This window comes from Faecalibacterium sp. OM04-11BH, assembly GCF_003482185.1.
GTDB classification, from domain to species: Bacteria; Bacillota; Clostridia; order Oscillospirales; family Ruminococcaceae; genus Faecalibacterium; species Faecalibacterium tardum.
The window spans coordinates 50,264-76,984 of sequence record NZ_QULS01000007.1; the positions used below are offsets into that span (position 1 = coordinate 50,264).

Below are 26,721 nucleotides of genomic sequence, written 5' to 3' on the forward strand. Positions count from 1 at the left end.
CGGAAAGGACTGCGTTCGATGGAAAGTATAGGCTCATCCATTTTCTCGCATAAAGCTCCCCCCTCGGGGGAGCTGTCGCCGTCAGGCGACTGAGAGGGTTTTCTTTCTTACTGCTTCTCTGCCAGCGCTTTCAGGGCACGCAGGCCGATATCGCTGCGCTTATGCAGCTTTTCAAAGCTGATCTTTTCGGCTGCTTCATAGGCGTGGCTCAGGGCGTTGGTCAGGCGCGGGCCGGTGGCGGTAACGCCCAGCACGCGGCCACCGTTGGTCACCAGCTGGCCGTCCTCGGTGATGGCAGTGCCGGAGTGGTACACCGTCACGTTCTCCTCATCGGGCAGCTGGCCGTCCACAAGGCCGGAGATGGGCTTGCCCTTCTCATAGGCCACGGGGTAGCCGCCGGAGGCCAGAATCACACAGGCCGCAGCACCATCGGAGAACTTGACCTCCTGCTCTGCCAGCGTGCCGTCGGTGCAGGCCTGCATAATGTGCAGCAGGTCGCTTTCCAGCAATGGCAGCACCACCTGCGTTTCGGGGTCGCCGAAGCGGCAGTTATACTCGATGACCTTGGGGCCGTCCGGGGTGAGCATGAGGCCGAAGTACAGGCAGCCCTTGAAGGGGCAGCCCTCGGCGTTCATGGCGTGGATGGTGGGCAGGAAGATCTTTTCCATGCACTCCGCAGCCACCTCCGGGGTGTAGTAGGGGTTGGGGGCGATGGTGCCCATGCCGCCGGTATTCAGGCCGGTGTCATGGTCGTTGGCGCGCTTATGGTCCATGCTGGAGACCATGGGCTTGACCACCTTGCCGTCCGTAAAGCTCAGCACGCTGACCTCCGGCCCGGTGAGGAACTCTTCCACCACCACATGGTTGCCGGATGCGCCGAACTTTTTGTCCAGCATGATCTCCTTGACGCCATCAACGGCCTGCTGCTCATTTTCGCAGATGAGCACGCCCTTGCCCAGCGCAAGGCCGTCTGCCTTGATAACCACCGGGTACTTGCCCTCGGCGCGGATGTAGTCCATGACCTTTGCGGGATCATCGAAAGTCTCGTACTTTGCGGTGGGGATGCCGTATTTCTTCATCAGGTCCTTGGAGAACACCTTGGAAGCCTCGATGCGGGCAGCGGCCTTGTCCGGGCCAAAGGCGGGGATACCCACCTTTGCCAGCGCGTCCACCATGCCCAGTGCAAGGGGGTCGTCCTGTGCCACCACAACGTAATCGAACTTTTCTTCCACTGCAAAGCCCACCATGGTATCCACATCGGTGGCCTTGATGTTTTTGCACTTAGCGTCATAGCTGATGCCGCCGTTGCCCGGTGCGCACCAGATCTCGCCGCAGTCGGGGCTCTTTTTCAGTGCCTTGATGATGGCGTGCTCGCGGCCACCGCCGCCCACTACCAAGATTTTTTCAGCCATATCATTCACCTTCCCGTTTTTGAATGACCCTCTCAGTCATTGCTGCGCAATGCCAGCTCCCCCGAAAAGGGGCGCTTTTTCCGCTGACGGCAGGAGCCGCGTCCAACGGAAGAAGCATTTCTGCCTGTTTTCCCGCATAAAGCTCCCCCCTCGGGGGAGCTGGCACCGTCAGGCGACTGAGAGGGTTCGTTCCTTTTCCTTAGTGATGGAACAGCCGCAGGCCGCAGAAGGCCATGGCGATGCCGTACTTGTTGCAGGTGTCAATGACCTGCTGGTCGCGGATGGAGCCGCCGGGCTGCACGATGGCGGTCACGCCGGAGCGGCGGGCGCGCTCGATGTTGTCACCGAAGGGGAAGAAAGCGTCCGAACCAAGGCAGACACCGGTCACCTTGCTGAGGTAAGCCTTCTTTTCCTCGGCGGTCAGCGGCTCGGGCTGACGGGTGAAGGTCTCTGCCCAGACGTCATCACCGATGACATCCTCCGGGGTATCGCCGATGTAAACATCAATAGCGTTGTCGCGGTTGGGCTTTGCCACATCGTCACGGAAGGGCAGGTTCAGCACCTTGTCCATGTGGCGCAGCTGCCAGTTGTCGGCCTTCTGACCGGCCAGACGGGTGCAGTGGATGCGGCTCTGCTGGCCGGCACCCACACCGATGGTCTGACCATTATAGGTGTAGCACACGCTGTTGGACTGGGTGTACTTCAGGGTGATGAGAGCAATGATGAGGTCGCGCTTCTGCTCCTCGGTCACACTCTTATTCTCGGTGACCCAGTTGTTCAGCATGGTGTCGGCGTTGATGACCAGCTCGTTGCGGCCCTGCTCGAAGGTGATGCCGTACACCTGCTTGTGCTCGATGGGGGCGGGCTGATAGGCGGGGTCGATGGCGACCACGTTGTAGTTGCCCTTCTTTTTGCTAGACAGGATGGCCAGCGCCTCCGGCTCGTAGCCCGGGGCGATGATGCCGTCGGACACCTCGTGCTGAATCAGCTTTGCGGTGGGCACATCACAGATGTCGGACAGGGCGATCCAGTCGCCGAAGGAGGACATCCGGTCTGCGCCGCGGGCGCGGGCATAAGCACAGGCCAGCGGGGAGAGCGCGGTCTCCGGGGCAATGTGGTACATCCGGCGCTCCACCTCGGTCAGGGGCAGACCCAGTGCTGCGCCCGCCGGGGAAACGTGCTTGAAGGAGGCCGCTGCGGGCAGACCGCAGGCGGTTTTCAGTTCCTTGACCAGCTGGATGGAGTTGAGGGCATCCAGAAAGTTGATGTAGCCGGGCTTGCCGTTCAACACGGTAACGGGCAGGTCGGAGCCATCTTCCATATAAATGCGGCTGGGCTTCTGGTTGGGGTTGCAGCCGTACTTCAGTGCGAGTTCATTCATTGGTGCATCCTCCTTATATCCTAAGGTTTACTCTTATTCTTCCTCGGCGTCAAGCTTTTTGAGCAGTTCCAGCTCCTCGGGCAGCAGTTCCGGCTCCTCGGGGTCGTCAAGGTCGCTGCACACCGGATCATATTTATTAAAGATCATATCGCCGCTCTCGCCGGTGTCCAGATCGATGACCCGGGCAAACAGGCTCACCTTGTTGTCCAGATTCAGGCTGCTCCACATATCGTGGGCAAAATCGCCAATGGTGCGCGGGCAGGCAAAGCGCAGCGGCTCGCCCTCAAAGCTGGGGATGGGGTTGCCGTTGTGCTTGTAGGTGCTGATGAAGTGGCCCTCACCTGCAACGGGCTGGGGATAATCAAAGAAATAGCGCTGCACGCTGTCGCCGTTGCCGTCGGCAGACTTGAGGATGCTCATCTGGTAGCTGCCGTCGGCATACACCACCGCGGAGATGCGGGGGGTGTAGTTGGGGCAGTCCGGCTCAAAGGTGCGGGTGCGCAGGGCATCGGCAAAACTCTTGCCCTGACTCATCAGGTCGTAGATGGTATCGGTCTGGTCGCCGTTGGTCACGATATGAGTCTTGCCAAGGGTCAGCACCGGGTTATAAATGATCAGGCTGGGGTCCTCCAGCTTTGCAGGGTCTGCCGCCACGGTGCAGATGCCGCCGCGCTCGGGCACGGGGTCAAACACGCGGTTGCGGCTGTTCTCGCTGCGTCCCATGATAAAGTAGCCGATAAACATCTGCCGTCCGTCCGGAGCCATTGCCACAGCAATGCCGCGGCCGGGGTACTCGTTGGAGGCCAGATACTCGTTCAGGTTGATCTTTTCCATTGTTGTTCTCCTATTTACGGAACTCCCCCAGTCGCCTGCGGCGACAGCCCCCTCGGGGAGGGGGCCTTAAGCCTCCCTCCTTGAGAGAGGTGGCACGCCGTCAGGCGTGACAGAAGGAGTTTTTACTCCACTTCACCGTTGCAGATCATAGCCACCGCCTTGGGCAGCAGCTTCCATTCCGCCTGCTCCATCACCCGTTTTTGCAGCACCTCGGGGGTGTCGCCGGGCAGGATGTCCACGGCCTTCTGCAGCAGGATAGGCCCGCCGTCGCACTCCTCGTTGACAAAGTGGACGGTGGCGCCGGTCACCTTGCAGCCACGAGCCAGTGCGGCCTCATGGGGACGCAGGCCGTACATTCCCGGCCCGCAGAAGGAGGGGATCAGCGCGGGGTGCACGTTCAGGATGCGGCGCGGATAGGCTGCGATGACACTGGGGCCCAGCACGGACAGAAAGCCCGCCAGCACCACCAGATCGATCTTGTGCGCCCGCAGCGTTTCCAGCAGCGCAGCGTCAAATTCCTCGCTGGCGGCGTAGTCCTTGCGGCGCACCACGCAGCCCTCTACGCCCGCCTTTGCGGCGCGTTCCAGCGCGTAGACGCCGGGCTTGGAGGCCACTACCAGCGTAATTTTACCATTGGGGTTCTCGCCCCGGGCCTCGCTATCCAGCAGCGCCTGCAGATTGGTGCCGCCGCCGGACACTAACACGGCAATGTTCAGCACAGCTCCACGCCCTCACCTTCTGCGATGACGCCCAGACGGTAAGCCTCCGGCTCGCCGTTGGCGTGCAGGATCTCCAGTGCCTTATCAGCCTGCTCGGCGGGCACGGTGAGCACCATGCCCACGCCCATGTTGAAGGTGTTGAACATATCGTGCTCGGAGATGCCGCCCACCTTCTGCATCAGGTGGAACAGCGCCGGGGTGCGCACATCTGCCTTGTTGATGCGGGCGCAGCAGCCCTTTTTCAGGCTGCGGGGGATATTCTCGTAGAAACCGCCGCCGGTGATGTGGGAGATGCCCTTGACCTGCACCTCTTCCAGCACCTTCAGCACGGGCTTGACGTAGATCTTGGTGGGAGCCAGCAGCGCCTCGCCAAGGGTCTTGCCGCCCAGCTCGGCGGGGGTGGAGAACAGCACATCGGGGTCGGCGTCGATGTTGAACACCTTGCGCACCAGAGAGAAGCCGTTGGAGTGCACACCGGTGGAGGGCAGGGCGAGGATCACGTCACCGGCTGCCATGGTCTCGTTGCTCAGGATCTTTTCCTTGTCCACAACGCCCACGGTAAAGCCGGCCAGATCGTACTCGTCCTCCGGCATCATGCCCGGATGCTCGGCAGTCTCGCCGCCCACCAGAGCACAATCGGCCTGCACGCAGCCCTCGGCCACGCCCTTGACGATGTTAGCGATCTTTTCCGGCACGTTGCGGCCGCAGGCAATATAATCGAGGAACACCAGCGGCTTTGCACCGGCGCAGATGACGTCGTTGACGCACATGGCCACGCAGTCGATGCCGATGGTATCGTGCTTATCCATGATCATGGCCACCTTCAGCTTGGTGCCCACACCATCGGTGCCGGAGATCAGCACCGGGTGCTTGTAACCGGTGCAGTCCAGCTCAAACAGGCCGCCAAAGCCGCCCAAGCCGCCGATGCAGTGCTCGTTCATGGTACGGGCGACATACTGCTTCATCAGCTCCACAGAGCGGTAACCGGCGGTAATGTCCACGCCTGCTGCGGCGTAGCTTTCAGAATAGCTCTTTTCCATGTTCTTACTCTCCTAACTTTTTGGCGTCCTTGGGACGGTCGTTCAGGTGACGGTCGTGAATATCGGTAGAAAGCACACTTTCCGGCTCTACGGCATACTCGCCGGTAAAGCAGGCGGTGCAGAAACCGCATTTTGCGTTTTTGGCAAGCTGGACAACGTGCTCGTTGGACAAATAGCCCAGCGTATCGGCACCGATGACCTCGTTGATCTGCTCCAGCGTGCGGCCGGTAGCCACCAGCAGCTTCTGGTCCGGGATATCGGTGCCAAAGTAGCACGGATACTTGAAGGGAGGCGCAGATACCATAAAGTGCACCTCGGCAGCACCGGCATCCCGCAGCAGCTTGATGATGCGGGCAGAGGTGGTGCCGCGCACGATGGAGTCATCCACCAGCACCACGCGCTTGCCCTTGACGGTGCTGGACACCACGTTCAGCTTGATGCGCACACTGTTCTCGCGCTGCTTCTGGCTGCCCTGAATGAAGGTGCGGCCGATGTATTTGTTTTTGATAAAGCCGATGCCGTAGGGGATGCCGCTCTCCTGCGAGTAGCCCAGTGCTGCATCCAGGCCGGAATCCGGCACGCCGATGACCACATCGGCCTCCACGGGGTGCTCCTGTGCAAGGAAGCGGCCTGCCTGCTTGCGGGCCTCGTGCACCGAGCTGCCCTCGATGACGCTGTCCGGGCGGGCGAAGTAGATGAACTCAAACACGCACATCTGGGTGTCCGGGCGGCCGCAGTGATCCTTGATGCTGCGCAGTTCGCCGGTCTTGGTATCCACCACTACGATCTCGCCGGGCTCCACGTCCCGCAGCAGGGCGGCGCCGACGGCATCCAGTGCGCAGCTTTCGCTGGCAAAGACGTAGCCGCCGCCGGGCAGGGTGCCGATGCACAGGGGACGATAGCCCCGGGGGTCGCGCACCGCAATGAGCTTGGTGGCAGACATGATCACAAGGCTGTATGCGCCCTCCAGCACGTCCATGGTCTTGCTGATGGCAGTCTCGATGCTGCCCATGCGCAGACGGTTGCGGGTGATGAGGTAGCAGATGACCTCGGTATCCGAGGAGCCGTGGAAGATGGCGCCCTCGTTTTCCAGCTGGCGGCGCAGCTCCACGGCGTTGGTCAAGTTGCCGTTGTGGCACAGCGCCATGGTGCCGCGGCCATGCCGGACGATCATGGGCTGGGCGTTGGCGCGGACGCGGGTGCCGGCGGTGGCGTAGCGCACATGGCCGGTGGCCATGTGTGCCGTGGTAGTGGACAGGCTTGCCAGCACCTCCGGGGTGAACACCTCGTTCACAAGACCCAGATCCCGGTGGCCGGTGATCACGCCGTCATCGTTGACGGCGATGCCGCAGCTCTCCTGCCCGCGGTGCTGCAACGCATACAGGGCTGAATAAGCCGCTGCGGCCACATCCTCGGTACCGGCACGGTCGTAGATGCCGAAAACGCCGCACTCCTCATGCAGCGGATATGCAAAATCAGACATTAGTTCTCCTTTACAGCTCGTTCAGTTCGTTCTGCAGCTTTTCTTCCTTTGCTGCGATCTGCTGTGCCATGGCTACGCGCTCAGCCTCCAGCTTTTCAGCCAGTGCGTCATCGCTCAGTGCCAGAATTTCAGCAGCCAGCCATGCGGCGTTCTTGGCACCGTTCAGTGCCACCGTTGCCACCGGGATGCCGCTGGGCATCTGCACGGTAGCCAGCAGAGCGTCCAAGCCATCCATCGCGCCGCCCTTCATGGGGATGCCGATGACCGGCAGGGTGGTGTTGGCGGCAAAAGCACCTGCCAGATGTGCTGCCATGCCTGCCGCGCACAGGATAACGCCAAAGCCGTTGGCCTTTGCGCTTTTTGCAAAGGCTGCTGCCTCGGCGGGGGTGCGGTGTGCCGAAAGGATGTGCGCCTCAAAGGGGATATCCAGTGCTTTCAGCTGGGCACAGGCCCCCTTGACCACCGGCCAATCGCTGTCCGAACCCATGATCACTGCCACTTTACGAACCATTTTCCAAAGCCTCTCTTTCTCAACTGTCCAACAAGACCGACAAACAAAAAAGGCTGCGGTACACCTGTACCACGGCCTTTATTTCCAGTTTTTCTGTCCGCGCATTTTGCACAAGGTTGCACCATGCCCCTGATTGCAGTGAATGTGACCCCATTCCATGCGACCCGGCACCAGCAGCATCATTGAAGTTTCCCTCCGCAGTTTCCTGTGCAAGCGTTTTTTCAGGCGGCGATGCAAGCCCGTTTTTTGGGGCATCGTCCCTGTACTAGATACAGTTTACGGCAAAAAAACCGCTTTGCAAAGAGCGTTTGGGCAAATTCTCCCTTGTGTTCCCATGCCGTCAAAAAACTTTCGAAAGTTTTGTGCAGTTTCGCCATCCTTTTTCTTTTTAAGTATGACTTATGCGGCAGGTATATTTTATGTAAAGGCTGTGTTGATGTATCCCAGATATCGCGCCGGATTTTTAAAAAATGATCTTTGCGGTGGCGGCGCGTGCAGCGCGGATCAGATCCGCCGGGGCGCAGCACACCTGCGTGCCGATGCGCCCGCCGGAAACGTAGACCTTCTGCTGGGTCAGCACGCTTTCGTCAAAGACGGTGCGGTACTGCTTTTTCATGCCCACCGGGCTGCAGCCGCCCCGCACATAGCCGGTCACCTTATTGATATCCGCCACATGGATCATTGCCACACTCTTTTCGCCCACGCTGCGGGCTGCGGCCTTTAAGTCCAGCTCTGCCGCCACCGGAATGACGAACACAAAATAGTTTTTGCTGCTACCCTGCGTTACCAGCGTCTTGTAAACGCAGGCGGGGTCCTCGCCTATGCTGGCGGCTACGGTCACGCCGTCCACAGCCACCCCCTCCTCGTGGGGGTACTCGTGGGCGGTATAGGCCACCTTTTCCCGTTCCAGAATGCGCATTGCGTTGGTTTTAGCTTCTTTTCCCATTGTTATTCCCTCTTTTACATTTGCTCTGTTTCTATTCTACCACTTTTTCGGAAAAAATTCAAAATTTCTCTTGACTTCAGTTTCGTGAAGTGATATCATAGCGTCACACACTTCAGAGCACTGAAGTTTGACACTGCAAGCTGCGGCAAAGGAGCCGGTCTCCCTCGCCGTTTCACAGGATAGAAAAAGGCAAAGGAGACAAAATACTATGATCATCGTACTCAAACAGGATGCACCCGACGTACAGGTGCGCGAGTTCTGCCACGAGCTGGAAGATATGGGGCTGCAGATCAACGATTCCAAGGGCAGCGACACCCATATTCTGGGTCTGATCGGCGACACCAAGGCCATTGCGGAAAGCTGGGTGCTGGCAAATCCGGTGGTGGAGACCTGCCGCCGCGTGTCCGAGCCCTACAAAAAAGCCAACCGCAAATTCCACCCGGACGACAGCGTTATCGACGTAGAGGGTGTCAAGATCGGCGGCGGCAACTTTGCGGTCATCGCCGGGCCGTGCAGCATTGAAAGCGAGGAGCAGATCACCTACTGCGCCCAGCGGGTAAAGGCGGCAGGCGCTTCCCTGCTGCGCGGCGGTGCCTTCAAGCCTCGCACCTCCCCCTACTCCTTTCAGGGTATGCGCAGCGAGGGTCTGGATCTGCTCAAGCTGGCGCGCCGCGCCACCGGTTCGCCCATTGTGACTGAGATCATGAACACCGAGCACCTGCCACTGTTTGAAAACGTGGACCTGATCCAGGTGGGTGCCCGCAATATGCAGAACTTTGAGCTGCTCAAGGCTGTTGGCCGCCAGAAAAAGCCGGTGCTGCTCAAGCGCGGCCTTGCCAACACGCTGGAAGAGTTCGTGATGAGCGCCGAGTACATCATGGCAGAGGGCAACGAGAACGTCATCCTGTGCGAGCGCGGCATCCGCACCTTTGAGACCAGTATGCGCAACACGCTGGATCTTGCCGGTGTGGTCATGCTGCACAAGATGACCCACCTGCCGGTGGTGGTGGACCCCAGCCACGCCTGCGGCCACGCATGGATGGTGCCGGAGCTGGCGAAAGCTGCGGTCGCCGCTGGTGCCGACGGTCTGATGATCGAGGTGCACAACAACCCCGCCAAGGCCAAGTGCGACGGCGCACAGAGCCTGACCCCGGATCAGTTCGATGCGCTGATGCAGTTCATCGGCAAAGAGGTGGAGTTCTTCGGCAAAAAAATGAACTGAGCCTGCCCGAAAGAATATTGTTATACGCAGGGACTGCTGTGCCGACCGGGTTCAGCAGTCCTTTTTTTGCCGGAAGCCTTCCCCCGGTCGGGGGAAGGTGGCTGCGCGCGAAGCAAGCAGACGGATGAGGGCGCAGGCAAGCAGCATTTTACCTTAAATACCCCCGATTTCTGTGCACCGGCGGGTTTTCATTTTCTTTTCACGGGTTTTATGGTATACTATGGTGTATTTTGAAAAAACGCTGCCGAAAGAGGTTTTAAAGATGAAAGCACACATTGCACGCAACCAGAACGCCGGAGTGCCGCTGGCGCTGGGCTGGAACCTTTCCCCCGCCGACCGGGGCAAGCTGGAGGGCATGGCACCCGCCTTTGGCATGAAGCTGCTGCTCGTTTCCCCCGCCGATGCGGGCAAGACCGTTGCCCAGCTGCTGGGCGAGGTGGAGGTAAAAGCCCCCAGAACACTGGTGCTGGAGCCGGGCGCCTATCCCCCGGCGCTGGTGCTGGCAAACTTCCGTGATAAGGACGTGGACACCCTGCTGGACCTGATGCGGCAGGCACAGGTGACCATCCCGCTCAAGGCGGTGGTCACCCCCGCAAACCGCAACTGGATGTTTGCAGACCTGCTGGCGCATTTGCAGGAGGAGCACGCCGCCTTTACCGCCGCAAAGGAGAGCCAGACCGTATGAAGAGCCGCATCACCCGCATAACCGCTGCACTGCTGGCGGCAGTGCTGAGCCTTGGCCTGCTGGTCGGCTGCAAGCCCAAAAAGGAGCTGACCCGGTACACCACCATCTTTTATGATGTGTTCGACACGGTGACGCAGGTCATCGCCTACTGCGAGAGCGAGGAAGCGTTCAACACCCAGATGCAGGCGCTGCATCAGGATCTGATCGTCTACAACCAGCTCTACGATATCTACAACGACTACGACGGCGTTGTGAACGTTAAGACCATCAACGAAAACGCCGGCAAAGCCCCGGTACAGGTAGATAATCGCATCCTCTCCATGCTGGAGCTGGCACAGCAGATGTACGAACTGACCGGCGGCAAGATCAACATTGCCATGGGCAGCGTGCTGGGCATCTGGCACGATTACCGCGAAGCTGCCGAACAGAACGCCTCTGACGCCGACAACACCCTGCCCACACAGGAGGAGCTGGAAGCCGCTGCCCGGCACTGCAATATCAACGACCTTGTCATCGACGAGGATGCCAAAACGGTCTACCTGTCCGACCCGGAGATGTCGCTGGACGTGGGCAGTGTGGGCAAAGGGTACGCCGTGGAGATGGTCTGCCGCGCCGCCGAAGCCCGGGGCCTGACCAGCGCACTGGTGAGCGTAGGCGGCAACCTGCGCGCCATCGGCACAAAGCCGGACGGCAGCCAGTGGACAGGCGGTGTGGAGAACCCGTGGAACGCCTCGGAGGTGTATACCAACACCAACTCCATCTTCGGCTCGCCCATCAACATGAGCGACCTTGCGCTGGTGACCAGCGGTGACTACCAGCGCTACTTTGTGGTGGACGGCAAGCGCTATCATCACATTATCGACCCGGATACCCTGTGGCCCGCTGCCTACTACAACGGCGTCACCGTGCTGTGCCCGGACTCCGGCATGGCAGACTGCCTGACCACCGCCCTGTTCTGTATGCCGCTGGAAGAGGGGCAGAAGCTAGTGGAATCGCTGGACGACGTAGAGGCCATGTGGTGCACGCCCGATAAGCAGGCCACCACCTCCAGCGGCTGGGACAGCCACCTGAAAAAGTAAACACTATATGCAAAAAGCGAGCCACCGCGCGGAAAACCGCACGATGGCTCGCTTTTTCTATGCTAGTTGTTCATGCACTCAGCCGCACAGGCATCACTCCACGATGATGCTCTTGCCGGTCATCTCGGCGGGAACGGGCAGGCCGATATAGGGCAGCATGGTGGGTGCAATGTCGGCCAGGCAGCCGCCCTCGCGCAGCTTCACATCACCGCAGCCAACTGCCACAAAGGGCACAACGTTGGTGGTGTGGGCGGTGAAGGGGGTGCCGTCCGGGTTCATCATCTTTTCGGCGTTGCCGTGGTCAGCGGTGATGAAAGCGCAGCCGCCGGCGTTCAGCACAGCAGTGACCACCTGATCCACGCAGGTATCCACAGCCTCAACGGCCTTGACAGCAGCATCGAACACGCCGGTGTGGCCGACCATATCGCAGTTTGCGAAGTTCAGGATCACCACATCGTACTTGCCGCTCTCGATGCGCTTGACGCACTCGGCAGCGACCTCAGGGGCGCTCATCTCGGGCTTCAGATCGTAGGTGGCAACCTTGGGGCTGGGGATGACGCAGCGGTCCTCGCCCTCGTAGGGAGCCTCCACACCGCCGTTGAAGAAGAAGGTGACGTGAGCGTACTTCTCGGTCTCGGCAATGCGCAGCTGGGTCTTGCCGTGGGCAGACAGATACTCGCCCAGAACGTTCTTCAGCTCCACCGGGGGATAAGCAACCTCGCAGTTGGGCATGGTAGCATCGTACTCAGCCATGCAGACGTAGTTCACCTGCTTGCGGCCGCCGCGGCGCTCGAAGCCGGTAAAGGCATCGTCGCAGAAGATGCGGGTCATCTGGCGGGCACGGTCGGGGCGGAAGTTCATGAAGATAACGGTATCACCATCCTGCACACGGCCACCCTCGCAGGTGACGCAGGGCAGCACAAACTCATCGGTCTTGTCTGCAGCATAGGAAGCCTCGATGGCCTCGGCAGCGTTGGCAGCATGCTCACCCTCGCCGTAGACAAAGGCAGCGTAGGCCTTCTCCTCGCGGTCCCAGTTGTTATCACGGTCCATAGCGTAGTAACGGCCGGAAACGCTGGCGATCTTGCCCACGCCCAGCTCATCCAGCTTGGCCTGCAGGTCAGCAAGGAAACCCTTGCCGGAGTGGGGGTCGGTGTCGCGGCCGTCGGTGATGCAGTGCAGGTAAACTTCCTTTGCACCCAGATGCTTTGCCATTTCCAGCACGCCAAACCAGTGGTCGGCATGGCTGTGCACGCCGCCGGTGCCCACCAGACCCATCAGGTGGATGGCCTTACCGGCCTCAATAGCAGCCTTCATGTTCTTGACCAGCACAGGGTTCTTGAGCATCTCACCGTCATGGATGGACTTGGTGATGAGGGTCAGCTGCTGGTACACGATGCGGCCTGCGCCCATGTTGGTGTGGCCGACCTCGGAGTTGCCCATCTGGCCGTCGGGCAAACCGACAGCCATGCCGGAAGCATCGATGGTAGTCATGGGGTACTTTGCCATCAGAGCATCCAGATGGGGGGTCTTGGCAGCCACAACGGCGTTGCCGAAGGTCTCGTTCGGCACCCAGCCGAAGCCATCCATGATGCACAGAAGAACAGGTTTCTTTGCCATAAAATTGAATCTCCTTTGAATTTATCACGCGTTGCGGGCAAGGCTAAGCGCCCTGCCCGCGGGTACAGCCTGCGGGTGCATAACACCCGAGCGGCTGCTGTAAAAACAGATCAGCGCCCGGCTCAGCGCTGAAAAAACGGCGCAGCCGGGCGCTGAAACAGCTAATTAAGAAAAGGCAGTTGCTCAGCCCTTGGTGGCTGCATTGACGATGACTGCAAAGTCGGGAGCCTTCAGGGATGCGCCGCCGATCAGGCCGCCGTCCACGTCCTTCTTGCTCAGCAGCTCCTCGCAGTTCTTGGCGTTCATGCTGCCGCCGTACTGCACGGTGGTAGCCTCTGCCACAGCCTCGCCGTACAGCTCGCCCACCACCTTGCGGATCTGAGCGCAGACTTCCTCTGCCTGATCAGCGGTAGCGGTCTTGCCGGTGCCGATGGCCCAGACAGGCTCGTAGGCGATGACAACGTTTGCCATCTGCTCGGCGGTCACGTCACGCAGAGCGATCTTGGTCTGCATACGAACCAGCTCCTCGGTAACGCCCTCCTCGCGCTGCTGCAGGCTCTCGCCCACGCACAGGATGACCTTCAGGCCGGCGTTCAGGGCAGCCAGCGCGCGCTTGTTGACGGTCTGGTCGGTCTCTGCAAAGTACTGACGGCGCTCAGAGTGGCCGACGATGACGTACTCCACGCCCAGATCCACCAGCATATCGGCGCTGATCTCGCCGGTGAAAGCACCGGACTTCTCAAAGTGGACGTTCTCGGCGCCAACATGGATGTTGGTGCCCTTGGTCTTAGCCACAGCGGTGACCAGATCGGTAAACGGGGTGCAGATGACCACCTCGCAGGTAGCGTCCTTCACAGCGGGGATCAGCTCGTCCACCAGAACAGCAGCCTCGGAGGCGGTCTTGTTCATCTTCCAGTTGCCAGCGATAATAGCCTTGCGCTTTGCCTTATCCATTGTTATTTTCTCCTTACCTTCGTAAATATTTACAAATTGCCTGCACAAAAAGAAAAGATGCGGCGGCGTAAATGCCGCCGCACCCATTGTGATGCCGGAAAAATTATGCGTTCTGGATAACTGCGATGCCGGGCAGCTCCTTGCCCTCCAGATACTCCAGAGAAGCGCCGCCGCCGGTGGAGATGTGGGTCATCTTGTCGCCCAGACCCATCTGCTGCACAGCTGCTGCGCTGTCGCCGCCGCCGATGACGGTGGTAGCATCGCTCTCAGCCATAGCCTTGGCAACAGCCAGAGTACCAGCTGCCAGAGTGGGGTTCTCGAACACGCCCATGGGGCCGTTCCAGACAACGGTCTTGGAAGCCTTGACAGCGTCAGCAAACAGCTTCATGGTCTCGGGGCCGATGTCGCAGCCCTCCATGTCAGCAGGGATAGCGGTGACAGGCACCACGGTGACGTCCACAGGAGCGTCGATGGGATCGGGGAAGTCCTTGATGCAGACAGCATCCACAGGCAGCAGCAGCTTGACGCCCTTCTCCTTGGCCTTAGCCATCATTTCCTTGCAGTAGTCCAGCTTGGTGTCGTCGCACAGGCTCTTGCCCACTTCGTAGCCCTGAGCCTTGACGAAGGTGTAAGCCATGCCGCCGCCGATGATCAGGGTATCGACCTTCTCCAGCAGGTTGGAGATGACGTTCAGCTTATCAGCGACCTTAGCGCCGCCCAGAATAGCGGTGAAGGGACGGACGGGGTCGTTGACGGCGTTGCCCAGATACTTGATTTCCTTCTCCATCAGGTAGCCGACAGCGGTATCCTTGATGTAGTCGGTGACACCTGCGGTGGAGCAGTGTGCACGGTGGCAGCTGCCGAAGGCGTCGTCCACATAAGCGTCAGCCAGAGAAGCCAGCTCCTCGCTGAACTCGGGCATGTTCTTGGTCTCTTCCTTGCGGAAACGGGTGTTCTGCAGCAAAACGACGTCGCCGTTGTTCATGGCAGCCACAGCAGCCTTTGCGTTCTCGCCCACAACGTTGTCGTCGTCAGCAAACACAACGGTCTTGCCCAGCTTTGCGCTCAGAGCCACAGCAACGGGAGCCAGGCTGAACTTAGCCTCGGGGCCGTTCTTGGGCTTGCCCAGATGGCTGCACAGGATGACCTTAGCGCCATCGTTGACCAGCTTCTGGATGGTGGGCAGTGCTGCGTTGATGCGGTTCTCGTTGGTGATGACACCGTCCTTCATCGGGACGTTGAAATCGCAGCGGACAAGCACCTTCTTGCCGCAGTAGTTCTGATCGTCGATCGTCTTCTTACCTAAACCCATGGTAAAAACTCCTCTCAAATTATAATTCTGAACCAGAGTCTCGCTCACAATCGGGGCTTTGCCCCGTACAGCTACTATTATAAACAAAAACTGCGTGCATTGCAAGGATATGAGATAGATAATTGTTTAACAAACATTTGCCATTGTTGCACGGAAATGTGTCTATTTTGCCCGAAGTGTGGTTTTTTCTGCCCGCAGACGCCGGAAATACTGTTTTCCTTCACGACAAAAGGGGTCGAAAAACGCCCACAGGCGTTTCTCGACCCCAAATAAAAATAATTTTTTCCGCTATTCAGGCGTTATGCAAAATACTCCTGTGCGCGGCGGGCGGCATCGTTGATGCAATCCCGCAGCTGGTCCAGCGTATCAAACTTTTTGCTGGGGCTCAGGTAAGCGTAGAACTCCACCACCGGGTCGGTGCCGTACAGGTTGCCGGAAAAGCCCGGGATAAAGGTCTCGCAGGTCACCTTGGTGGCGTCATCGTTCACAGTAGGGCGGCTGCCCAGACCGGTGGCCGAAGGATACCACACCCCGTTGATGCAGGTGCGGGTGATATAAATGCCGCTGCGGGGCATCTGGAAACCCTGCGGGTACAGCTGGTTGATGGTGGGCACCCCGAGGGTGTGCCCCAGCCCTGCCCCGTGCTGCACCGCAAAGCGGATGGCATAGGGCATGCCCAGCATGGCGTTGGCGGCGGGGATATCCCCGCCCTCCAGCGCAGTGCGGATGCGGGTGGAGGACACCGGCTTTTCCTCAAACTGTGCCATGGGCACCACCACTACTTCTACCCCAAGAGGGGCGCAGAGGGTGCGCAGCAGCTCCGGCGTACCGGCAGCCTTTGCACCAAAGGTGAAGTTTTCGCCGCAGAACAGCGCCCGGGCGTGGCAGTTTTCCACAATGCCGCGCACAAACTCCTCCGGGCTCAGCGCCTTGATCGCCTCAAAGTCCGGGGTGAGGTAATACTCCACCCCAAGGCTGTGGATCAAAGCGTGCTTATCCTCGGTGGAGAGCAGGCGCTTGCCCTTCATTTTATTTTCCACCGGCAGGCGGAAGGTGAACACCGCCGGAGCTGCATCATGGGTCTTTGCCCATTGTACCGCCCCTTCGATCACCGCCCGGTGGCCGATATGGATGCCGTCAAAGTAGCCCATTGCCACGGCGGTGCCTTTTTCAGGCTGTGCCAGCGGCAGCGGGGCAAACTGAGAAATGATCTGCATGGGTCTTGTTTCCTTTATTGCTCAATTACGTTCCACGAACAGTTTTTCCACCCGGAGCACCCCGCCGGTGATGTTGGCAAGGCCAAGGAACTGCCCGGCGGCATTGCGCACCCGGTAGCGTCCGTCTGCTGCGGGGTAGCGGCTGGTGGGACAGCCGTTGTACAGGTGCTGCTCCACCCACGGCTCCACCATCAGCAGCGGCAGCGGGGTGAACACGCTTTCCACCGGCAGCATCAGTGCTTCCAGTGCAGCGCTCCCCTGCTCCTTTGCGGCAAGAATTTCTTCCAGCGTGTGGGCATCTGCTTCGGTGTACAGACCGGCAGCAATGCGGCGCAGAGCGCTCATGGTGCCCTTCTGCCCCATGGCGGCGGCGATGTCCTCCAGCAGGGTGCGGATATAGGTGCCCTTGGAGCAGCGCACCGTCAGTACATACTCGTTTTCTGCCGGACTGCCGCCGTACTCGATACCGTAAATTTCAATAGGGCGCGCCTTGCGCTCCACGGTCACGCCCTCACGCGCCAGCTTATACAGCGGCTGGCCGTTGATCTTGACTGCGGAGTACATGGGCGGTACCTGCATCTGCGGGCCGATAAACTGCGGCAGTACAGCCAGCAGTTCCTTTTCCCCGGCGGTGACAGGGGCAGTTTCCAGCACCGTGCCGGTGCTATCGCCGGTATCGGTGCGTGCGCCCAGGCGCAGGGTGGCGCGGTAGGTCTTGTCGTGGTTCAGCTGCAGATCCACCGCCTTGCTGGCACCGCCGCAGAACACCGGCAGCACACCGGTGGCCATGGGGTCCAGCGTACCGCTGTGTCCCAGCTTGCGGGTGCCCAGCACGCCGCGCAGCTTTGCCACCACGTCAAAGCTGGTCCAGTCCATGGGCTTGTCTACGATCAGGATGCCCTGCATCATGCTTCCTCCTGCGGTGCGTCCAGCTCGGCTTCCACCTCTGCAAGGATCGCATTTTTGGCGTTTTCAAGGTCGCCCAGCAGCTCACATCCCGCTGCGCGGGTGTGGCCGCCACCGCCCAGACGCCGGGCAATAGCGCAGGCATCCACGCCCTTTGCGGTGCGCACGCTGATGCGGTAGCTGCCGCCGGGCTGCTGGCGCAGGGTCAGACCCACCTTGACCCCCTCGATGCTGATGGGTAGGCTGGTCAGCTCCTCCAGATCTGCGGGGTCTACCCCGCTCTGCCGGATCTCGTCCCTTGTCAGGTAGATCAGGGCGCAGCGACCGTCCAGATAGTACTCCAGATGGTTGCGGGCGATGCGCTCGGCCTCCATGCGGGCACGGGGCTTGGTGTCGAAGAGCAGGGTGTTCAGCTCCTCCACATGACAACCGGCTTCAATAAGCTTTGCAGCCACCTTGTGGGTGTTGGCTGTGGTGGAGGAGAACCTGAAGCAGCCGGTGTCGGTGGCAATGCCGGTGTACAGGCAGTCGGCAATGTGGGGGGTGATAGTCACCCCCATCTCCACGATGACCTGATACAGCAGCTCTGCTGCCGCAGCGGCACCGGCATCCAGAAGGGTAAAATCGGCATAGCCGTTGTTGCCCGCGTGGTGGTCAATGCACAGGTCCACATGGCGCACAAACTGCGGCACACCGTTATTTTCGCCAAACAGCTGCAAACCGGCCACATCCACCGCGATCACAGTGCGGGGCTCGAACTCGCCCTTGAACAGCCGTGGGTTTGTAAAGGCATAGCGGGACGGAATGGCATCGGAGCAGAGCACCGCCGTTGTTTTTTCCAGCGCTTTGAGCGCATAGTACAGGGCGCTGCCGCAGCCGATGGTGTCACCGTCCGGGTTTTTGTGGCACAGAATCAAAATGTTGTCCGCAGTCAGCAGGCGCTGCGCCATCTGCTGCACATCCAGTTGTTCTGTCATCCAATGATCCATCCTTTCCGCAAAGGCAGTCAGTCCTCGGTCTGTTCGGTATCGGCAGGCTGTGCTTCTTCCTCGCCGTTCACGTTCAGGCTGCGCAGCAGCTCGTTGATGTGGGCGGCGTAGGCGGCACCGTCATCCTCCACAAAGATGAAGCGGGGTGCCTTGCGGATGTGCATTTTTTTGCTGACCTCGGTGCGCACATGGCCTGCGGCACGGTTCAGCGCTTCAATAGCGGGCTTGGGGCCGTCTGCGCGGCCCATCACGCTTACATACACTTTTGCCACATCCAGATCCGGCGTCACGTCCAGACGGGTGACGGTCAGCAGACCGCCCTCCAGCCGCGGGTCCTTCAGCCGGCCGATGATGGCAATGACCTCGCGCTTCATATCCTGCGCAAGACGGCCCATATTTTTCTGAGACATAGTTTTCTCCAAATTCTGTCCGGCAGCTTCCCAAAGCCTTGCCCCGGCCGGGGCAAGGCGGCATTTGTCTGCCAAAACGACGGATGAGGGCGCACGCTCCACACCTGCGAAAGATACGCCCTCATCAGTCTCACTTCGTTCGACAGCTTCCCCCGTCCGGGGGAAGCCTTTTCTGCCGGGAAGCTGTTATATATTCGGTTTTTGCTTAGTCGTGGTACTCTTCCATCTTGAAGGCCTCGTACACGTCGCCTTCCTTGACGTCCGCAAACTTCTCCAGGGTCACGCCGCACTCGTAGCCCTCGGCCACTTCCTTGGCGTCATCCTTAAAGCGCTTCAGGGATGCGATCTCGTCCTCGGCAATGACGATGCCGTCACGCACCACGCGCACCTTGCTGTCGCGGGTGATCTTGCCGCTGGTCACGCGGCAGCCTGCAACGGTGCCCACGTTGGAGATCTTGTACACCTGACGCACCTGCAGCTCACCCAGAGCGACCTCGCGGAACTTGGGTGCCAGCATACCCTTCATAGCGTCGGTGACATCGTTGATGGCGTCGTAAATGACGCGGTACATACGCATTTCCACCTTGGTGGCAGCGGCTTCTTCCTTGGCCACGTTGTCCGGGCGGACGTTGAAGCCGATGATGATGGCGTTGGAGGCATCGGCCAGATCCACGTCAGACTTGCTGATGGCGCCGACACCGGCGTGGATGACGCGCACACGCACCTCATCGTTGGAGATCTTCTCCAGACTCTGCTTCACAGCCTCGGCAGAGCCCTGCACGTCAGCCTTGACCACGATGGCCAGTTCCTTCATGTCGTTCTGTGCCATCTGGCTGAACAGGTTATCCAGCGTGACCTTCTGGAAGGAGGAGAACTGCTTCTCCTTGGCGGCAGCAACGCGCTGTTCGGCCAGCTCACGGGCCAGACGCTCGTCCTCAACAGCCTCGAACAGGTCGCCGGCCTCGGGCACGGCGGTCAGGCCGGTGATCTCCACAGGGGTGGAGGGGCCGGCATCGGTCAGCAGCTGACCCTTGTCGTTGCGCATGGTACGCACACGGCCCACGGCGGTACCGGCGATGATGACATCACCGGAGTGCAGGGTGCCGTTCTGCACCAGAATGGTGGCAATGGGGCCCTGGCCCTTGTCCAGACGGGCCTCGACGACCGCACCCTTGGCGCGGCGGTTGGGGTTGGCCTTCAGCTCCATGACCTCAGCTTCCAGAGCAATGCGCTCCAGCAGGTCGTTGATGCCCATGCCGGTCAGGGCAGACACCGGGATGCAGGCCACATCGCCGCCCCAGTCCTCGGTGATGATGCCGTACTTGGTCAGGCCTTCCATCACGCGCTCGGGGTTTGCGGTGGGCTTATCCATCTTGTTCATTGCCACGATAATCTTGACATTTGCAGCTTTGGCATGATTGATGGACTCGATGGTCTGGGGCATGATGCCGTCGTCGGCAGCAACCACCAGAACTGCAATATCGGTCATGTTGGCACCGCGGGCACGCATGGAGGTGAACGCCTCGTGGCCCGGGGTATCCAGGAAGGTGATGAGGCTGTCGTTGATCTTGACCTGATATGCACCGATGGCCTGCGTGATGCCGCCGGCCTCGCCTGCGGTGACGTTGGTCTTACGGATGGCATCCAGAATACTGGTCTTGCCGTGGTCAACGTGACCCATGACACAGACCACCGGGGGACGCTCCACCAGATCCTCCTGTGCATCCTCTTCCTGCGTGAACAGGCGTTCCTCGATGGTAACGTGCACCTCATGCTCGACCTTTGCGTGGAACTCCTCTGCCAGCAGAGCTGCGGTATCGAAATCGATCACGTCGTTGATGGCGTGCATCTCGCCCATCTGCATGAACTTGGCAATGACCTTGCCAGCCTGCTGCTTCAGGCGGGCAGCCAACTCGCCCACGGTGATCTCGTCAGGGATCATCACCTTCAGCTGGGCGTTGCGTGCCTTCTCCAGCTGGATGCGCTGCAGGCGCTCGAACTCGGTCTCGCGCTTGCCCTTCTGGAACTGCTGGCGCTGGCGCTGGCCGCGCTGGGTGAACTTCTGCTTGTTGCCCTGCGGAGTGGGCTTGCGGCGGTTCTCGGTGTTCTTGGTCGAGGCCAGATCATCGTAACGGGCATCAAAGCGATCCACGTTCATATCCACCGTGCGGGTATCCACGGTGACCTGATTGTCCTCACGGCGGACAGAAACAGCCTGTGCGGGGGCAGCAGTAGCCTTTGCGCCGGTCTCGCGTGCCAGCTCGCTGAAGGAAACGGTCTTTTCCTCGCGCTTCTTGTGCTGCTCGGGCTTCTTGTCGCCGTGCTTGCCGTTATTGTTATTATTTGCCTTGGGCTGCTCGGCCTTTGCGGCGGGCTGCTGGGGCTTTTTGTCAGCCTTGGGAGCCTCGGGCTTCTTCTCAGCCTTCTTTTCGACCTTCTGGTCAGCCTTCTTCTCGGCCTTGGGCTCCTCTTTGGGAGCCTTGGCGCTGTTCAAAAACTCGTCCAGATTTGCCACGCTGCCTGCCTTGCTGAACTTTTCCAGCAGGTAGTTCAGCTCGTTCTCCTCCAGATTGGAGCTGTTCTTCTTGCCGGTGCTGCCCATAGCGGCCAGCTCGTCCAGCACCTTCTTTGCAGAAAGGTTCAGATCCTTTGCAAAGTCACTCACTTTATATTTTACGATCATTCGCTCATATCCTCCTCATTTTTGATTGCTCCGCAGTCCGACAGACGGTCGAAGCAGAGCTTTGCGAGGTTGCGGTCGGTCACCGCGTAAACAGCCACGGGCTTGTGGCTGATATCGGCCAGCTTATCCTGTGTCAGCGGCATGGTGAACACGTCCACCAAGTCCCCTACGGCGTAGTTCAAACGCTGCAAAGTCTTAGGGCTGATGTCCGATGCGGTCATCACCAGCCATGCCTTGCTTTTGACGCAGGCTTCCTCTACGGCATCAAAGCCCATGGTCAGCGCACCGGCCTTGCGGCACAGACTCACGGCCTGATACAGCGCTTCCTCCGGGGGCAGCTTGGGTTTTGCGGGGGCGTTATTCTTTTTTGCCATCGGCTGCGGCCTCCTTTGTGGCTGCGGCCAGCTGTACAGCCAGCGCGTCGTATACCTCGGCGGGAACCGGCTGCTCAAAGCAGCGCTCCAGCGCCTTTTTCTTTTTTGCCTTGGTCAGGCAGTCCGAGTTCGGGCAGAGATATGCGCCGCGCCCCGGCTTTTTGCCTACCAGATCGATGCTGATCTCCCCGCTGGGTGCGCGCACCACGCGCACCAGTTCCTTTTTGGGGCGGCTGGTCATGCAGCCGATGCACTGGCGGGCAGGGATCTTTTTTTGTGCCATCCGGTTTCCCTCCTTCGGCAGATGGTGCCGGGCTTATTCAGCGTCTGCTGCGTCCTTCTTGGGCTCCTCGTCCTCGCCGTAGTAGCCGCTCTCGGGACGGATATCAATGTTGTAGCCGGTCAGGCGGGCGCACAGGCGGGCGTTCTGACCCTTGTTGCCAATGGCAAGGCTCAGCTGCTGGTCGGGCACGGTGACGCGGCAGGAGCGGGTCTCGCCGGGCAGCAGCTCTACCTTGACCACCTTGGCGGGGCTCAGGGCTGCGGAGATGAACTCCGAGATATCCTCGCTCCACTTGACGATATCGATCTTCTCGCCGCCCAGCTTTTCCACAACAGCGGCCACGCGGGCGCCGTGCTCGCCGATGCAGGCGGAGACAGGGTTGACGTTGGGGTCCTTGGACCAGACAGCCATCTTGGTGCGGGCACCGGCCTCGCGGCTGATGGCCTTTACCTCCACAGTGCCGTCAAAGATCTCGGGCACTTCCAGCTCAAACAGGCGCTTGACAAGGCCGGGATGGGTGCGGCTGATCATCACGCGGGGGCCGCGCTCGGTGCTGACCACATCCACGATGTAGACCTGCAGGGTCTCACCCTCGGTGTACACCTCGCCGGGCACCTGCTCGTTGCGGGGCAGAACAGCCTCGCCGCCCTTGCCCAGATCCAGCGCAACGATGCCCTTCTCGGTATCCACGCGGGTAACGGTGGCCTGCACGATATCGTGTGCGCGGGACTGGATCTCGCTGAGCTGCTGGTTGCGCTCGGCCTCGCGGATGCCCTGACGGATGACGTGCTTTGCGGTCTGGGCGGCAATACGGCCAAAATCGCGGGTCTTGAGCGGGGTGATGATGCGGTCGCCCACCTCGTAGCTGCTGCGGATCTTGCGTGCTTCGGTCACACCGATCTCGGCGTGCTCGTCGTACCAGTCCTCGTCTGCCACGATGTCCTGAATCAGTGCCACATCAAAGCGGCCGGTGTCGGGGTCGATCTCCACCCGGATGTGATCCTCCTCGACCTCATAGTTCTTCTTGACGGCAATGATGATAGCCGCCTTGATCTTTTCGATCAGGTACTCTGCGGTGATGCCGCGCTCATGCTCCAGCATGGAGAGCGCTTCAAAAAAGTCCTTATTCTCTGCTGTCATTTTTCGGGTTCCTCCTATATATTTTGTTCTCTTTTCTCTCTCAGAGACGGTTCTTCTCAGTTGAACAGATCCTCGTCGTCGCACAGCTGCACGCCGGAGGCTGCATTCACCTCAAAGGTCACGGGGCCGTTCTCGGTTTCCAGCGTCACGGTGCTGCCCTCGCGGCCGGTCAGGATGCCGGACAGCTCCCGCACGCCGTCGGCGTTGGGGCGGATGAGCTTTGCCCGCACCTTCTGGCCCTTCAGTGCCTCGTAGTGCTCCGGGCGGGTCAGCTTGCGGCCAAGGCCGGGGCTGCCCACTTCCAGATAATAGCTCTGGTCGATGGGGTCTGCCTCATCCAGAATGGGGTCCAGTGCGTGGGACACCTCTGCACAGGTGTCAGTATCCATGGTGCCGTCCCGGTCGATGAGGATGCGAAGATACCAGTCCGGCCCTTCCTTCTCAAAAACCACATCCCACAGGCGCAGACCCATGCCTTCCACCGTGGGACGGACAAGCGCTTCCACTCTCTGCGCGGTGTTGCCGCCAGACTGCTTCGCCATAAAAAACCTCCAAACAAACAAGAAACGCGGACCTTGCGGCCCACGTTTCAGGTTAAACTATATCGTACTACTAGAATATAGCATACTCTTGCGATTTATGCAAGCATTTTCGCAATTTTTTTGCAGTTGCGCACCCTTTGGGGCTTTTTACAGCACCCAGACGCCGTTTTCAAACAGCGGCACGGTGCGGCCATCGCGGCATTTACCGGTGATGCGGCTGTCCTCTGCACCGATCATCACGTCCTCGTGCAGGGAGGAGTGGTTCATGCCGCGGGCTGCCAGCTCTTCCTTGGAAAGACCGGTGCCGCCCACGGTGGTGCCGGGGTAGCTGTCGCCAAAGGCGATGTGGCAGGCAGCGTTCTCGTCAAACAGGGTGTTGTAGAACAGCTTGCCGCTGCGGTTGATGGGGCTGGAAGCGGGCACCAGTGCCACCTCACCGATGTGGCGTGCGCCCTCGTCGGTGTCCAGCAGCTGACCCAGCAGATCTGCGCCCTCGTCGGCGCCGTGCTCCACCACCTTGCCATCCTTAAAGGTGACATGGAAATTCTTGATGAGCTGACCGTTAAAGACGTAGGGCTTTGTGCCGTAAACGATGCCGTCCACCTTATCCTTATGGGGCGCGGTGAACACCTCCTCGGTGGGGATGTTGGGCAGGAAGGGCACACCCTTCTCGTTTTTGCTGCCGGCGCTCTCCCACACGGCCTGTTCCGCCAGACCCACAGTCAGGTCGGTGCCGTTGGCGCTTTCAAAATGCACGCTTTCCAGATTCAGGGCGTTCATCTTTGCGCCCAGCTCGTTCAGGCGGTCCAGATGCTTCTGCCACTCCCCTACCGGGTCGCCGCCGGTCACACGGCAGGTATCAAAGATCAGCTTCCACTGTGCTTCAATGGCGGCGGCAGTGTCCAGCTCCGGGAACATCTTCTTTGCCCACGGCTCTGCGGGCAGAGCGGCGATGGACCACTGCACCCGGTCGTTCATGGTGTACTCCCGCCACGGCTGCATAAAGCTGCGGTTCGCGCTGTTCACCCGGCTGATCTTGGCACCGTCCAGCCCGGCAAACAGTTCCGGGTCGTCCGCGATGAGGTGCAGCACGCACACACCGCCCTCGCTCTCGGCGTAGTCCAGATAGCGGCGCAGCTGCCAGCCCTTGTGGTCGGTCAGGGCGCCCTCGCTGCCCAGCTCCATGCGGATGCGGGTAACGGCGTCATCCTGCCAGTTCACCTGCACGTCCCGCGCACCGGCCTCGTAGGCGCTGCGCACGCACAGCCGTGCCAGCGGGGCACCCTCCAGCGGGCAGTTGATGATCAGGGTCTGTCCCGGCTGCGGGTTCACACCCACCCGGACGATAAAATCTGCATACTTTTGCAGCAATTCGTTAAAGTTTTCCACGTTAGAACCTCCTGTGGTGCATAGCCACCGTTGTTTTTTCTCAGTATACCGCGTTCCTGCGTTTCTGTCCACTATGGGCAGCGCTGCCGCTCACCCTTCTGATTCAAAAAAGGCGCGGGTCATCTGCACCACCGTGCCGGAAAGCAGCAGCAATGCAATGAGGTTGGGAATGCTCATCAGGCCGTTGAAGGTGTCGGCGATGCTCCACAGCAGACCAAGGTCCATGGTAGCGCCCAGAATGGCTACCAGAGCATACACCACAAAGAAGGGGCGCGCCACCTTGTTGCTCTTGCACAGGAACACCAGAAAGCGGGAGCCGTACAGACCCCAGCCGATAATAGTGGAAAAGGCAAAGCAGCACAGCGCCACGGCAGTAAAGATAGACGCCCAGCCGCCGTAGGTGGTGGTAAAGCCGGAGATGGTCAGCTCAGCACCCGCCGCTGCGCCGTAGCTGACCTGGGTGCCGCTGCACAGGATGACCAGCGCGGTCAGGGTGCAGATGACGATGGTATCGGCAAACACCTCAAAAATACCAAACATTCCCTGCTTGACCGGCTTTTTGGTGTCGGCGCAGGCATGGGCTATAGAACCGGTGCCAAGACCGGCCTCGTTGGAAAAGATGCCGCGGGAAACGCCCTTTTGCATACTGACGAACAGACTGCCGATGGTGCCGCCGGTAAAGGCAGCAGGGTTGAACGCGCCCGCCACGATGGATTCCAGCACGTAGGGCAGGCGGGAGAAGTTGAGCACCACCACGCCCACCGACAGCACAATGTAGAACAGCGCCATAAAGGGCACCAGCTTCTCGCTTACGCTGCCAATGCGCTTGATGCCGCCCAGCAGCACCAGTGCCACCAGCACCGCCACAAGGATGCCCACAATGAGGTTGAGGGTGGGCAGAAAGCTGCCGCCCACCAGCCCGTATTCCAGCAGGGCGGTATCCACCGCCGCCACGATGGTATTTACCTGCGTTGCGTTGCCGGTGCCGAACACGGTCAGCACGCCGAACAGCGCGTACAGCACGGCCAGAAACTGCCAGCGGCGGCCAAGGCCGTTTTTAATATAGTACATCGGGCCGCCCACCCACTCGCCGGTGTCGCTGCGCTCCCGGAAATGCACGGCCAGCGTTACCTCGGCAAACTTGGTGCACATACCCAGCAGCGCAGAGCACCACATCCAGAACACGGCACCCGGGCCGCCGATGGCAATAGCACCCGCCACACCGGCAATGTTGCCGGTGCCCACCGTGCCCGCCAGCGCGGTGCACACCGCCTGAAAAGGGGTCATGGCACCGTCCGAGGCGTCCCGCTTGCGGAACATCCGGCCCACGGTGGTGCGGATGGCGTAGGGGAATTTACGAATCTGCAAAAAGCCCGTGCGGACACTGAGCAGCAGCCCCACGCCAATGATGCACACCATGGCGGGGATGCCCCAGATAAAGCTGTTCACCGCCTGATTGACGGCGGCAATGGTCTCGATCATATACTTCCACATCCTCTGTAATATCTTGCGCACTGACAGTTTTTGTCAAAACACGAAAATTATTTTACCGTACTTTTCCCGTAGTGTCAATGAAAAATAGGGACGTTA

Annotated in this window: 25 protein-coding genes; 3 read left to right on the plus strand and 22 right to left on the minus strand. The window is 60.0% G+C overall.

The window, feature by feature from the left end; genetic code table 11:
* Window positions 1-107 precede the first annotated feature (107 nt).
* The 8 genes from purD to ybaK all read right to left on the minus strand — a co-directional run bounded on the left by purD (window position 108) and on the right by ybaK (window position 8,326).
* Window positions 108-1,412 carry a phosphoribosylamine--glycine ligase gene (gene purD, locus DXB44_RS07840; RefSeq protein WP_118658327.1) on the minus strand — a complete coding sequence of 435 codons (1,305 nt, stop codon included), beginning with the start codon at window positions 1,410-1,412 and terminating at the stop codon, window positions 108-110.
* A gap of 199 nt (window positions 1,413-1,611) precedes the next feature.
* On the minus strand, window positions 1,612-2,793 hold the full coding sequence (locus DXB44_RS07845; RefSeq protein WP_118658328.1) for a phosphoribosylaminoimidazolecarboxamide formyltransferase: 1,182 nt from the start codon (window positions 2,791-2,793) through the stop codon (window positions 1,612-1,614).
* Between the two features lie 33 nt (window positions 2,794-2,826).
* Window positions 2,827-3,627 carry an IMP cyclohydrolase gene (locus tag DXB44_RS07850; protein ID WP_118658329.1) on the minus strand — a complete coding sequence of 267 codons (801 nt, stop codon included), beginning with the start codon at window positions 3,625-3,627 and terminating at the stop codon, window positions 2,827-2,829.
* Window positions 3,628-3,749: 122 nt separating this feature from the next.
* A complete protein-coding gene (gene purN, locus DXB44_RS07855) occupies window positions 3,750-4,346 on the minus strand; it encodes a phosphoribosylglycinamide formyltransferase (RefSeq protein ID WP_118658330.1) in 597 nt (198 codons plus the stop codon).
* Window positions 4,340-5,386, minus strand: a complete 1,047-nt coding sequence (gene purM, locus DXB44_RS07860; protein ID WP_005922298.1) for a phosphoribosylformylglycinamidine cyclo-ligase — start codon at window positions 5,384-5,386, stop codon at window positions 4,340-4,342. The genes purN and purM overlap by 7 nt, the downstream gene beginning before the upstream one ends.
* Window positions 5,387-5,390: 4 nt before the next feature.
* Window positions 5,391-6,869 (minus strand): amidophosphoribosyltransferase, encoded by a 1,479-nt coding sequence (purF, locus tag DXB44_RS07865; protein ID WP_118658331.1) that lies wholly within the window; start codon window positions 6,867-6,869, stop codon window positions 5,391-5,393.
* Window positions 6,870-6,879: 10 nt separating this feature from the next.
* Window positions 6,880-7,380: a 5-(carboxyamino)imidazole ribonucleotide mutase gene (gene purE / locus DXB44_RS07870; RefSeq protein ID WP_097779922.1), complete on the minus strand. Its 501-nt coding sequence runs from the start codon at window positions 7,378-7,380 to the stop codon at window positions 6,880-6,882.
* 463 nt (window positions 7,381-7,843) lie between these two features.
* A complete protein-coding gene (gene ybaK / locus DXB44_RS07875) occupies window positions 7,844-8,326 on the minus strand; it encodes a Cys-tRNA(Pro) deacylase (protein ID WP_005922304.1) in 483 nt (160 codons plus the stop codon).
* Window positions 8,327-8,534: 208 nt separating this feature from the next.
* Between ybaK and aroF the strand changes: the two genes are divergently transcribed.
* The 3 genes from aroF (at window position 8,535) to DXB44_RS07890 (ending at window position 11,312) form a co-directional block, all read left to right on the plus strand.
* The gene (aroF, locus tag DXB44_RS07880) at window positions 8,535-9,548 is read left to right on the plus strand and encodes a 3-deoxy-7-phosphoheptulonate synthase (RefSeq protein WP_015538196.1); all 1,014 of its coding nucleotides are present in this window, start codon (window positions 8,535-8,537) and stop codon (window positions 9,546-9,548) included.
* A gap of 262 nt (window positions 9,549-9,810) precedes the next feature.
* On the plus strand, window positions 9,811-10,233 hold the full coding sequence (locus DXB44_RS07885) for a DUF3783 domain-containing protein (RefSeq protein WP_118658332.1): 423 nt from the start codon (window positions 9,811-9,813) through the stop codon (window positions 10,231-10,233).
* Window positions 10,230-11,312, plus strand: coding sequence for an FAD:protein FMN transferase (locus DXB44_RS07890; RefSeq protein WP_118658333.1), 1,083 nt, complete (start codon window positions 10,230-10,232; stop codon window positions 11,310-11,312). The genes DXB44_RS07885 and DXB44_RS07890 overlap by 4 nt, the downstream gene beginning before the upstream one ends.
* Window positions 11,313-11,405: 93 nt before the next feature.
* On the opposite strand, the gene gpmI is transcribed toward DXB44_RS07890, so the two are convergent.
* The 14 genes from gpmI to DXB44_RS07960 form a co-directional block, all read right to left on the minus strand.
* Entirely contained in the window at window positions 11,406-12,932 is a 1,527-nt protein-coding gene (gpmI, locus tag DXB44_RS07895) for a 2,3-bisphosphoglycerate-independent phosphoglycerate mutase (protein ID WP_118658334.1), read from the minus strand.
* 183 nt (window positions 12,933-13,115) lie between these two features.
* Window positions 13,116-13,886, minus strand: coding sequence for a triose-phosphate isomerase (gene tpiA / locus DXB44_RS07900; protein WP_097779917.1), 771 nt, complete (start codon window positions 13,884-13,886; stop codon window positions 13,116-13,118).
* Between the two features lie 103 nt (window positions 13,887-13,989).
* Entirely contained in the window at window positions 13,990-15,198 is a 1,209-nt protein-coding gene (locus tag DXB44_RS07905; RefSeq protein WP_055185372.1) for a phosphoglycerate kinase, read from the minus strand.
* A gap of 299 nt (window positions 15,199-15,497) precedes the next feature.
* Window positions 15,498-16,415, minus strand: coding sequence for a riboflavin biosynthesis protein RibF (gene ribF, locus DXB44_RS07910; protein WP_118658335.1), 918 nt, complete (start codon window positions 16,413-16,415; stop codon window positions 15,498-15,500).
* 21 nt (window positions 16,416-16,436) lie between these two features.
* Window positions 16,437-17,321, minus strand: a complete 885-nt coding sequence (gene truB / locus DXB44_RS07915; protein ID WP_118658336.1) for a tRNA pseudouridine(55) synthase TruB — start codon at window positions 17,319-17,321, stop codon at window positions 16,437-16,439.
* A complete protein-coding gene (locus DXB44_RS07920) occupies window positions 17,321-18,310 on the minus strand; it encodes a bifunctional oligoribonuclease/PAP phosphatase NrnA (RefSeq protein ID WP_118658337.1) in 990 nt (329 codons plus the stop codon). The genes truB and DXB44_RS07920 overlap by 1 nt, the downstream gene beginning before the upstream one ends.
* 17 nt (window positions 18,311-18,327) lie before the next feature.
* On the minus strand, window positions 18,328-18,720 hold the full coding sequence (gene rbfA / locus DXB44_RS07925) for a 30S ribosome-binding factor RbfA (protein ID WP_015538188.1): 393 nt from the start codon (window positions 18,718-18,720) through the stop codon (window positions 18,328-18,330).
* Window positions 18,721-18,925: 205 nt separating this feature from the next.
* Complete coding sequence (gene infB, locus DXB44_RS07930) at window positions 18,926-21,403, minus strand: translation initiation factor IF-2 (RefSeq protein WP_118658338.1); 2,478 nt, start codon at window positions 21,401-21,403, stop codon at window positions 18,926-18,928.
* Window positions 21,400-21,777 (minus strand): hypothetical protein, encoded by a 378-nt coding sequence (locus tag DXB44_RS07935; RefSeq protein ID WP_005922333.1) that lies wholly within the window; start codon window positions 21,775-21,777, stop codon window positions 21,400-21,402. Before DXB44_RS07935 ends, infB begins: the two co-directional genes overlap by 4 nt.
* Window positions 21,761-22,060 carry a YlxR family protein gene (locus DXB44_RS07940; RefSeq protein WP_118658339.1) on the minus strand — a complete coding sequence of 100 codons (300 nt, stop codon included), beginning with the start codon at window positions 22,058-22,060 and terminating at the stop codon, window positions 21,761-21,763. The genes DXB44_RS07935 and DXB44_RS07940 overlap by 17 nt, the downstream gene beginning before the upstream one ends.
* A gap of 33 nt (window positions 22,061-22,093) precedes the next feature.
* Entirely contained in the window at window positions 22,094-23,200 is a 1,107-nt protein-coding gene (nusA, locus tag DXB44_RS07945) for a transcription termination factor NusA (protein WP_118658340.1), read from the minus strand.
* A gap of 56 nt (window positions 23,201-23,256) precedes the next feature.
* The gene (rimP, locus tag DXB44_RS07950) at window positions 23,257-23,742 is read right to left on the minus strand and encodes a ribosome maturation factor RimP (protein WP_005922338.1); all 486 of its coding nucleotides are present in this window, start codon (window positions 23,740-23,742) and stop codon (window positions 23,257-23,259) included.
* A 147-nt stretch (window positions 23,743-23,889) separates the two neighbouring features.
* Window positions 23,890-25,131, minus strand: a complete 1,242-nt coding sequence (locus tag DXB44_RS07955; protein ID WP_118658341.1) for an aminopeptidase — start codon at window positions 25,129-25,131, stop codon at window positions 23,890-23,892.
* Window positions 25,132-25,221: 90 nt separating this feature from the next.
* Window positions 25,222-26,613, minus strand: a complete 1,392-nt coding sequence (locus DXB44_RS07960) for a sodium:alanine symporter family protein (RefSeq protein WP_055185379.1) — start codon at window positions 26,611-26,613, stop codon at window positions 25,222-25,224.
* Window positions 26,614-26,721: the final 108 nt, after the last annotated feature.

Bases quoted from the DNA above. Each gene is read 5' to 3' on its own strand.
- purD (WP_118658327.1), bottom strand. From the start codon at position 1,412: ATGGCTGAAAAAATCTTGGTAGTGGGCGGCGGTGGCCGCGAGCACGCC.
- DXB44_RS07845 (WP_118658328.1), bottom strand. From the start codon at position 2,793: ATGAATGAACTCGCACTGAAGTACGGCTGCAACCCCAACCAGAAGCCC.
- DXB44_RS07850 (WP_118658329.1), bottom strand. From the start codon at position 3,627: ATGGAAAAGATCAACCTGAACGAGTATCTGGCCTCCAACGAGTACCCC.
- purM (WP_005922298.1), bottom strand. From the start codon at position 5,386: ATGGAAAAGAGCTATTCTGAAAGCTACGCCGCAGCAGGCGTGGACATT.
- purF (WP_118658331.1), bottom strand. From the start codon at position 6,869: ATGTCTGATTTTGCATATCCGCTGCATGAGGAGTGCGGCGTTTTCGGC.
- purE (WP_097779922.1), bottom strand. From the start codon at position 7,380: ATGGTTCGTAAAGTGGCAGTGATCATGGGTTCGGACAGCGATTGGCCG.
- ybaK (WP_005922304.1), bottom strand. From the start codon at position 8,326: ATGGGAAAAGAAGCTAAAACCAACGCAATGCGCATTCTGGAACGGGAA.
- aroF (WP_015538196.1), top strand. From the start codon at position 8,535: ATGATCATCGTACTCAAACAGGATGCACCCGACGTACAGGTGCGCGAG.
- DXB44_RS07885 (WP_118658332.1), top strand. From the start codon at position 9,811: ATGAAAGCACACATTGCACGCAACCAGAACGCCGGAGTGCCGCTGGCG.
- DXB44_RS07890 (WP_118658333.1), top strand. From the start codon at position 10,230: ATGAAGAGCCGCATCACCCGCATAACCGCTGCACTGCTGGCGGCAGTG.
- gpmI (WP_118658334.1), bottom strand. From the start codon at position 12,932: ATGGCAAAGAAACCTGTTCTTCTGTGCATCATGGATGGCTTCGGCTGG.
- tpiA (WP_097779917.1), bottom strand. From the start codon at position 13,886: ATGGATAAGGCAAAGCGCAAGGCTATTATCGCTGGCAACTGGAAGATG.
- DXB44_RS07905 (WP_055185372.1), bottom strand. From the start codon at position 15,198: ATGGGTTTAGGTAAGAAGACGATCGACGATCAGAACTACTGCGGCAAG.
- ribF (WP_118658335.1), bottom strand. From the start codon at position 16,415: ATGCAGATCATTTCTCAGTTTGCCCCGCTGCCGCTGGCACAGCCTGAA.
- truB (WP_118658336.1), bottom strand. From the start codon at position 17,321: ATGCAGGGCATCCTGATCGTAGACAAGCCCATGGACTGGACCAGCTTT.
- DXB44_RS07920 (WP_118658337.1), bottom strand. From the start codon at position 18,310: ATGGATCATTGGATGACAGAACAACTGGATGTGCAGCAGATGGCGCAG.
- rbfA (WP_015538188.1), bottom strand. From the start codon at position 18,720: ATGTCTCAGAAAAATATGGGCCGTCTTGCGCAGGATATGAAGCGCGAG.
- infB (WP_118658338.1), bottom strand. From the start codon at position 21,403: ATGATCGTAAAATATAAAGTGAGTGACTTTGCAAAGGATCTGAACCTT.
- DXB44_RS07935 (WP_005922333.1), bottom strand. From the start codon at position 21,777: ATGGCAAAAAAGAATAACGCCCCCGCAAAACCCAAGCTGCCCCCGGAG.
- DXB44_RS07940 (WP_118658339.1), bottom strand. From the start codon at position 22,060: ATGGCACAAAAAAAGATCCCTGCCCGCCAGTGCATCGGCTGCATGACC.
- nusA (WP_118658340.1), bottom strand. From the start codon at position 23,200: ATGACAGCAGAGAATAAGGACTTTTTTGAAGCGCTCTCCATGCTGGAG.
- rimP (WP_005922338.1), bottom strand. From the start codon at position 23,742: ATGGCGAAGCAGTCTGGCGGCAACACCGCGCAGAGAGTGGAAGCGCTT.
- DXB44_RS07960 (WP_055185379.1), bottom strand. From the start codon at position 26,613: ATGATCGAGACCATTGCCGCCGTCAATCAGGCGGTGAACAGCTTTATC.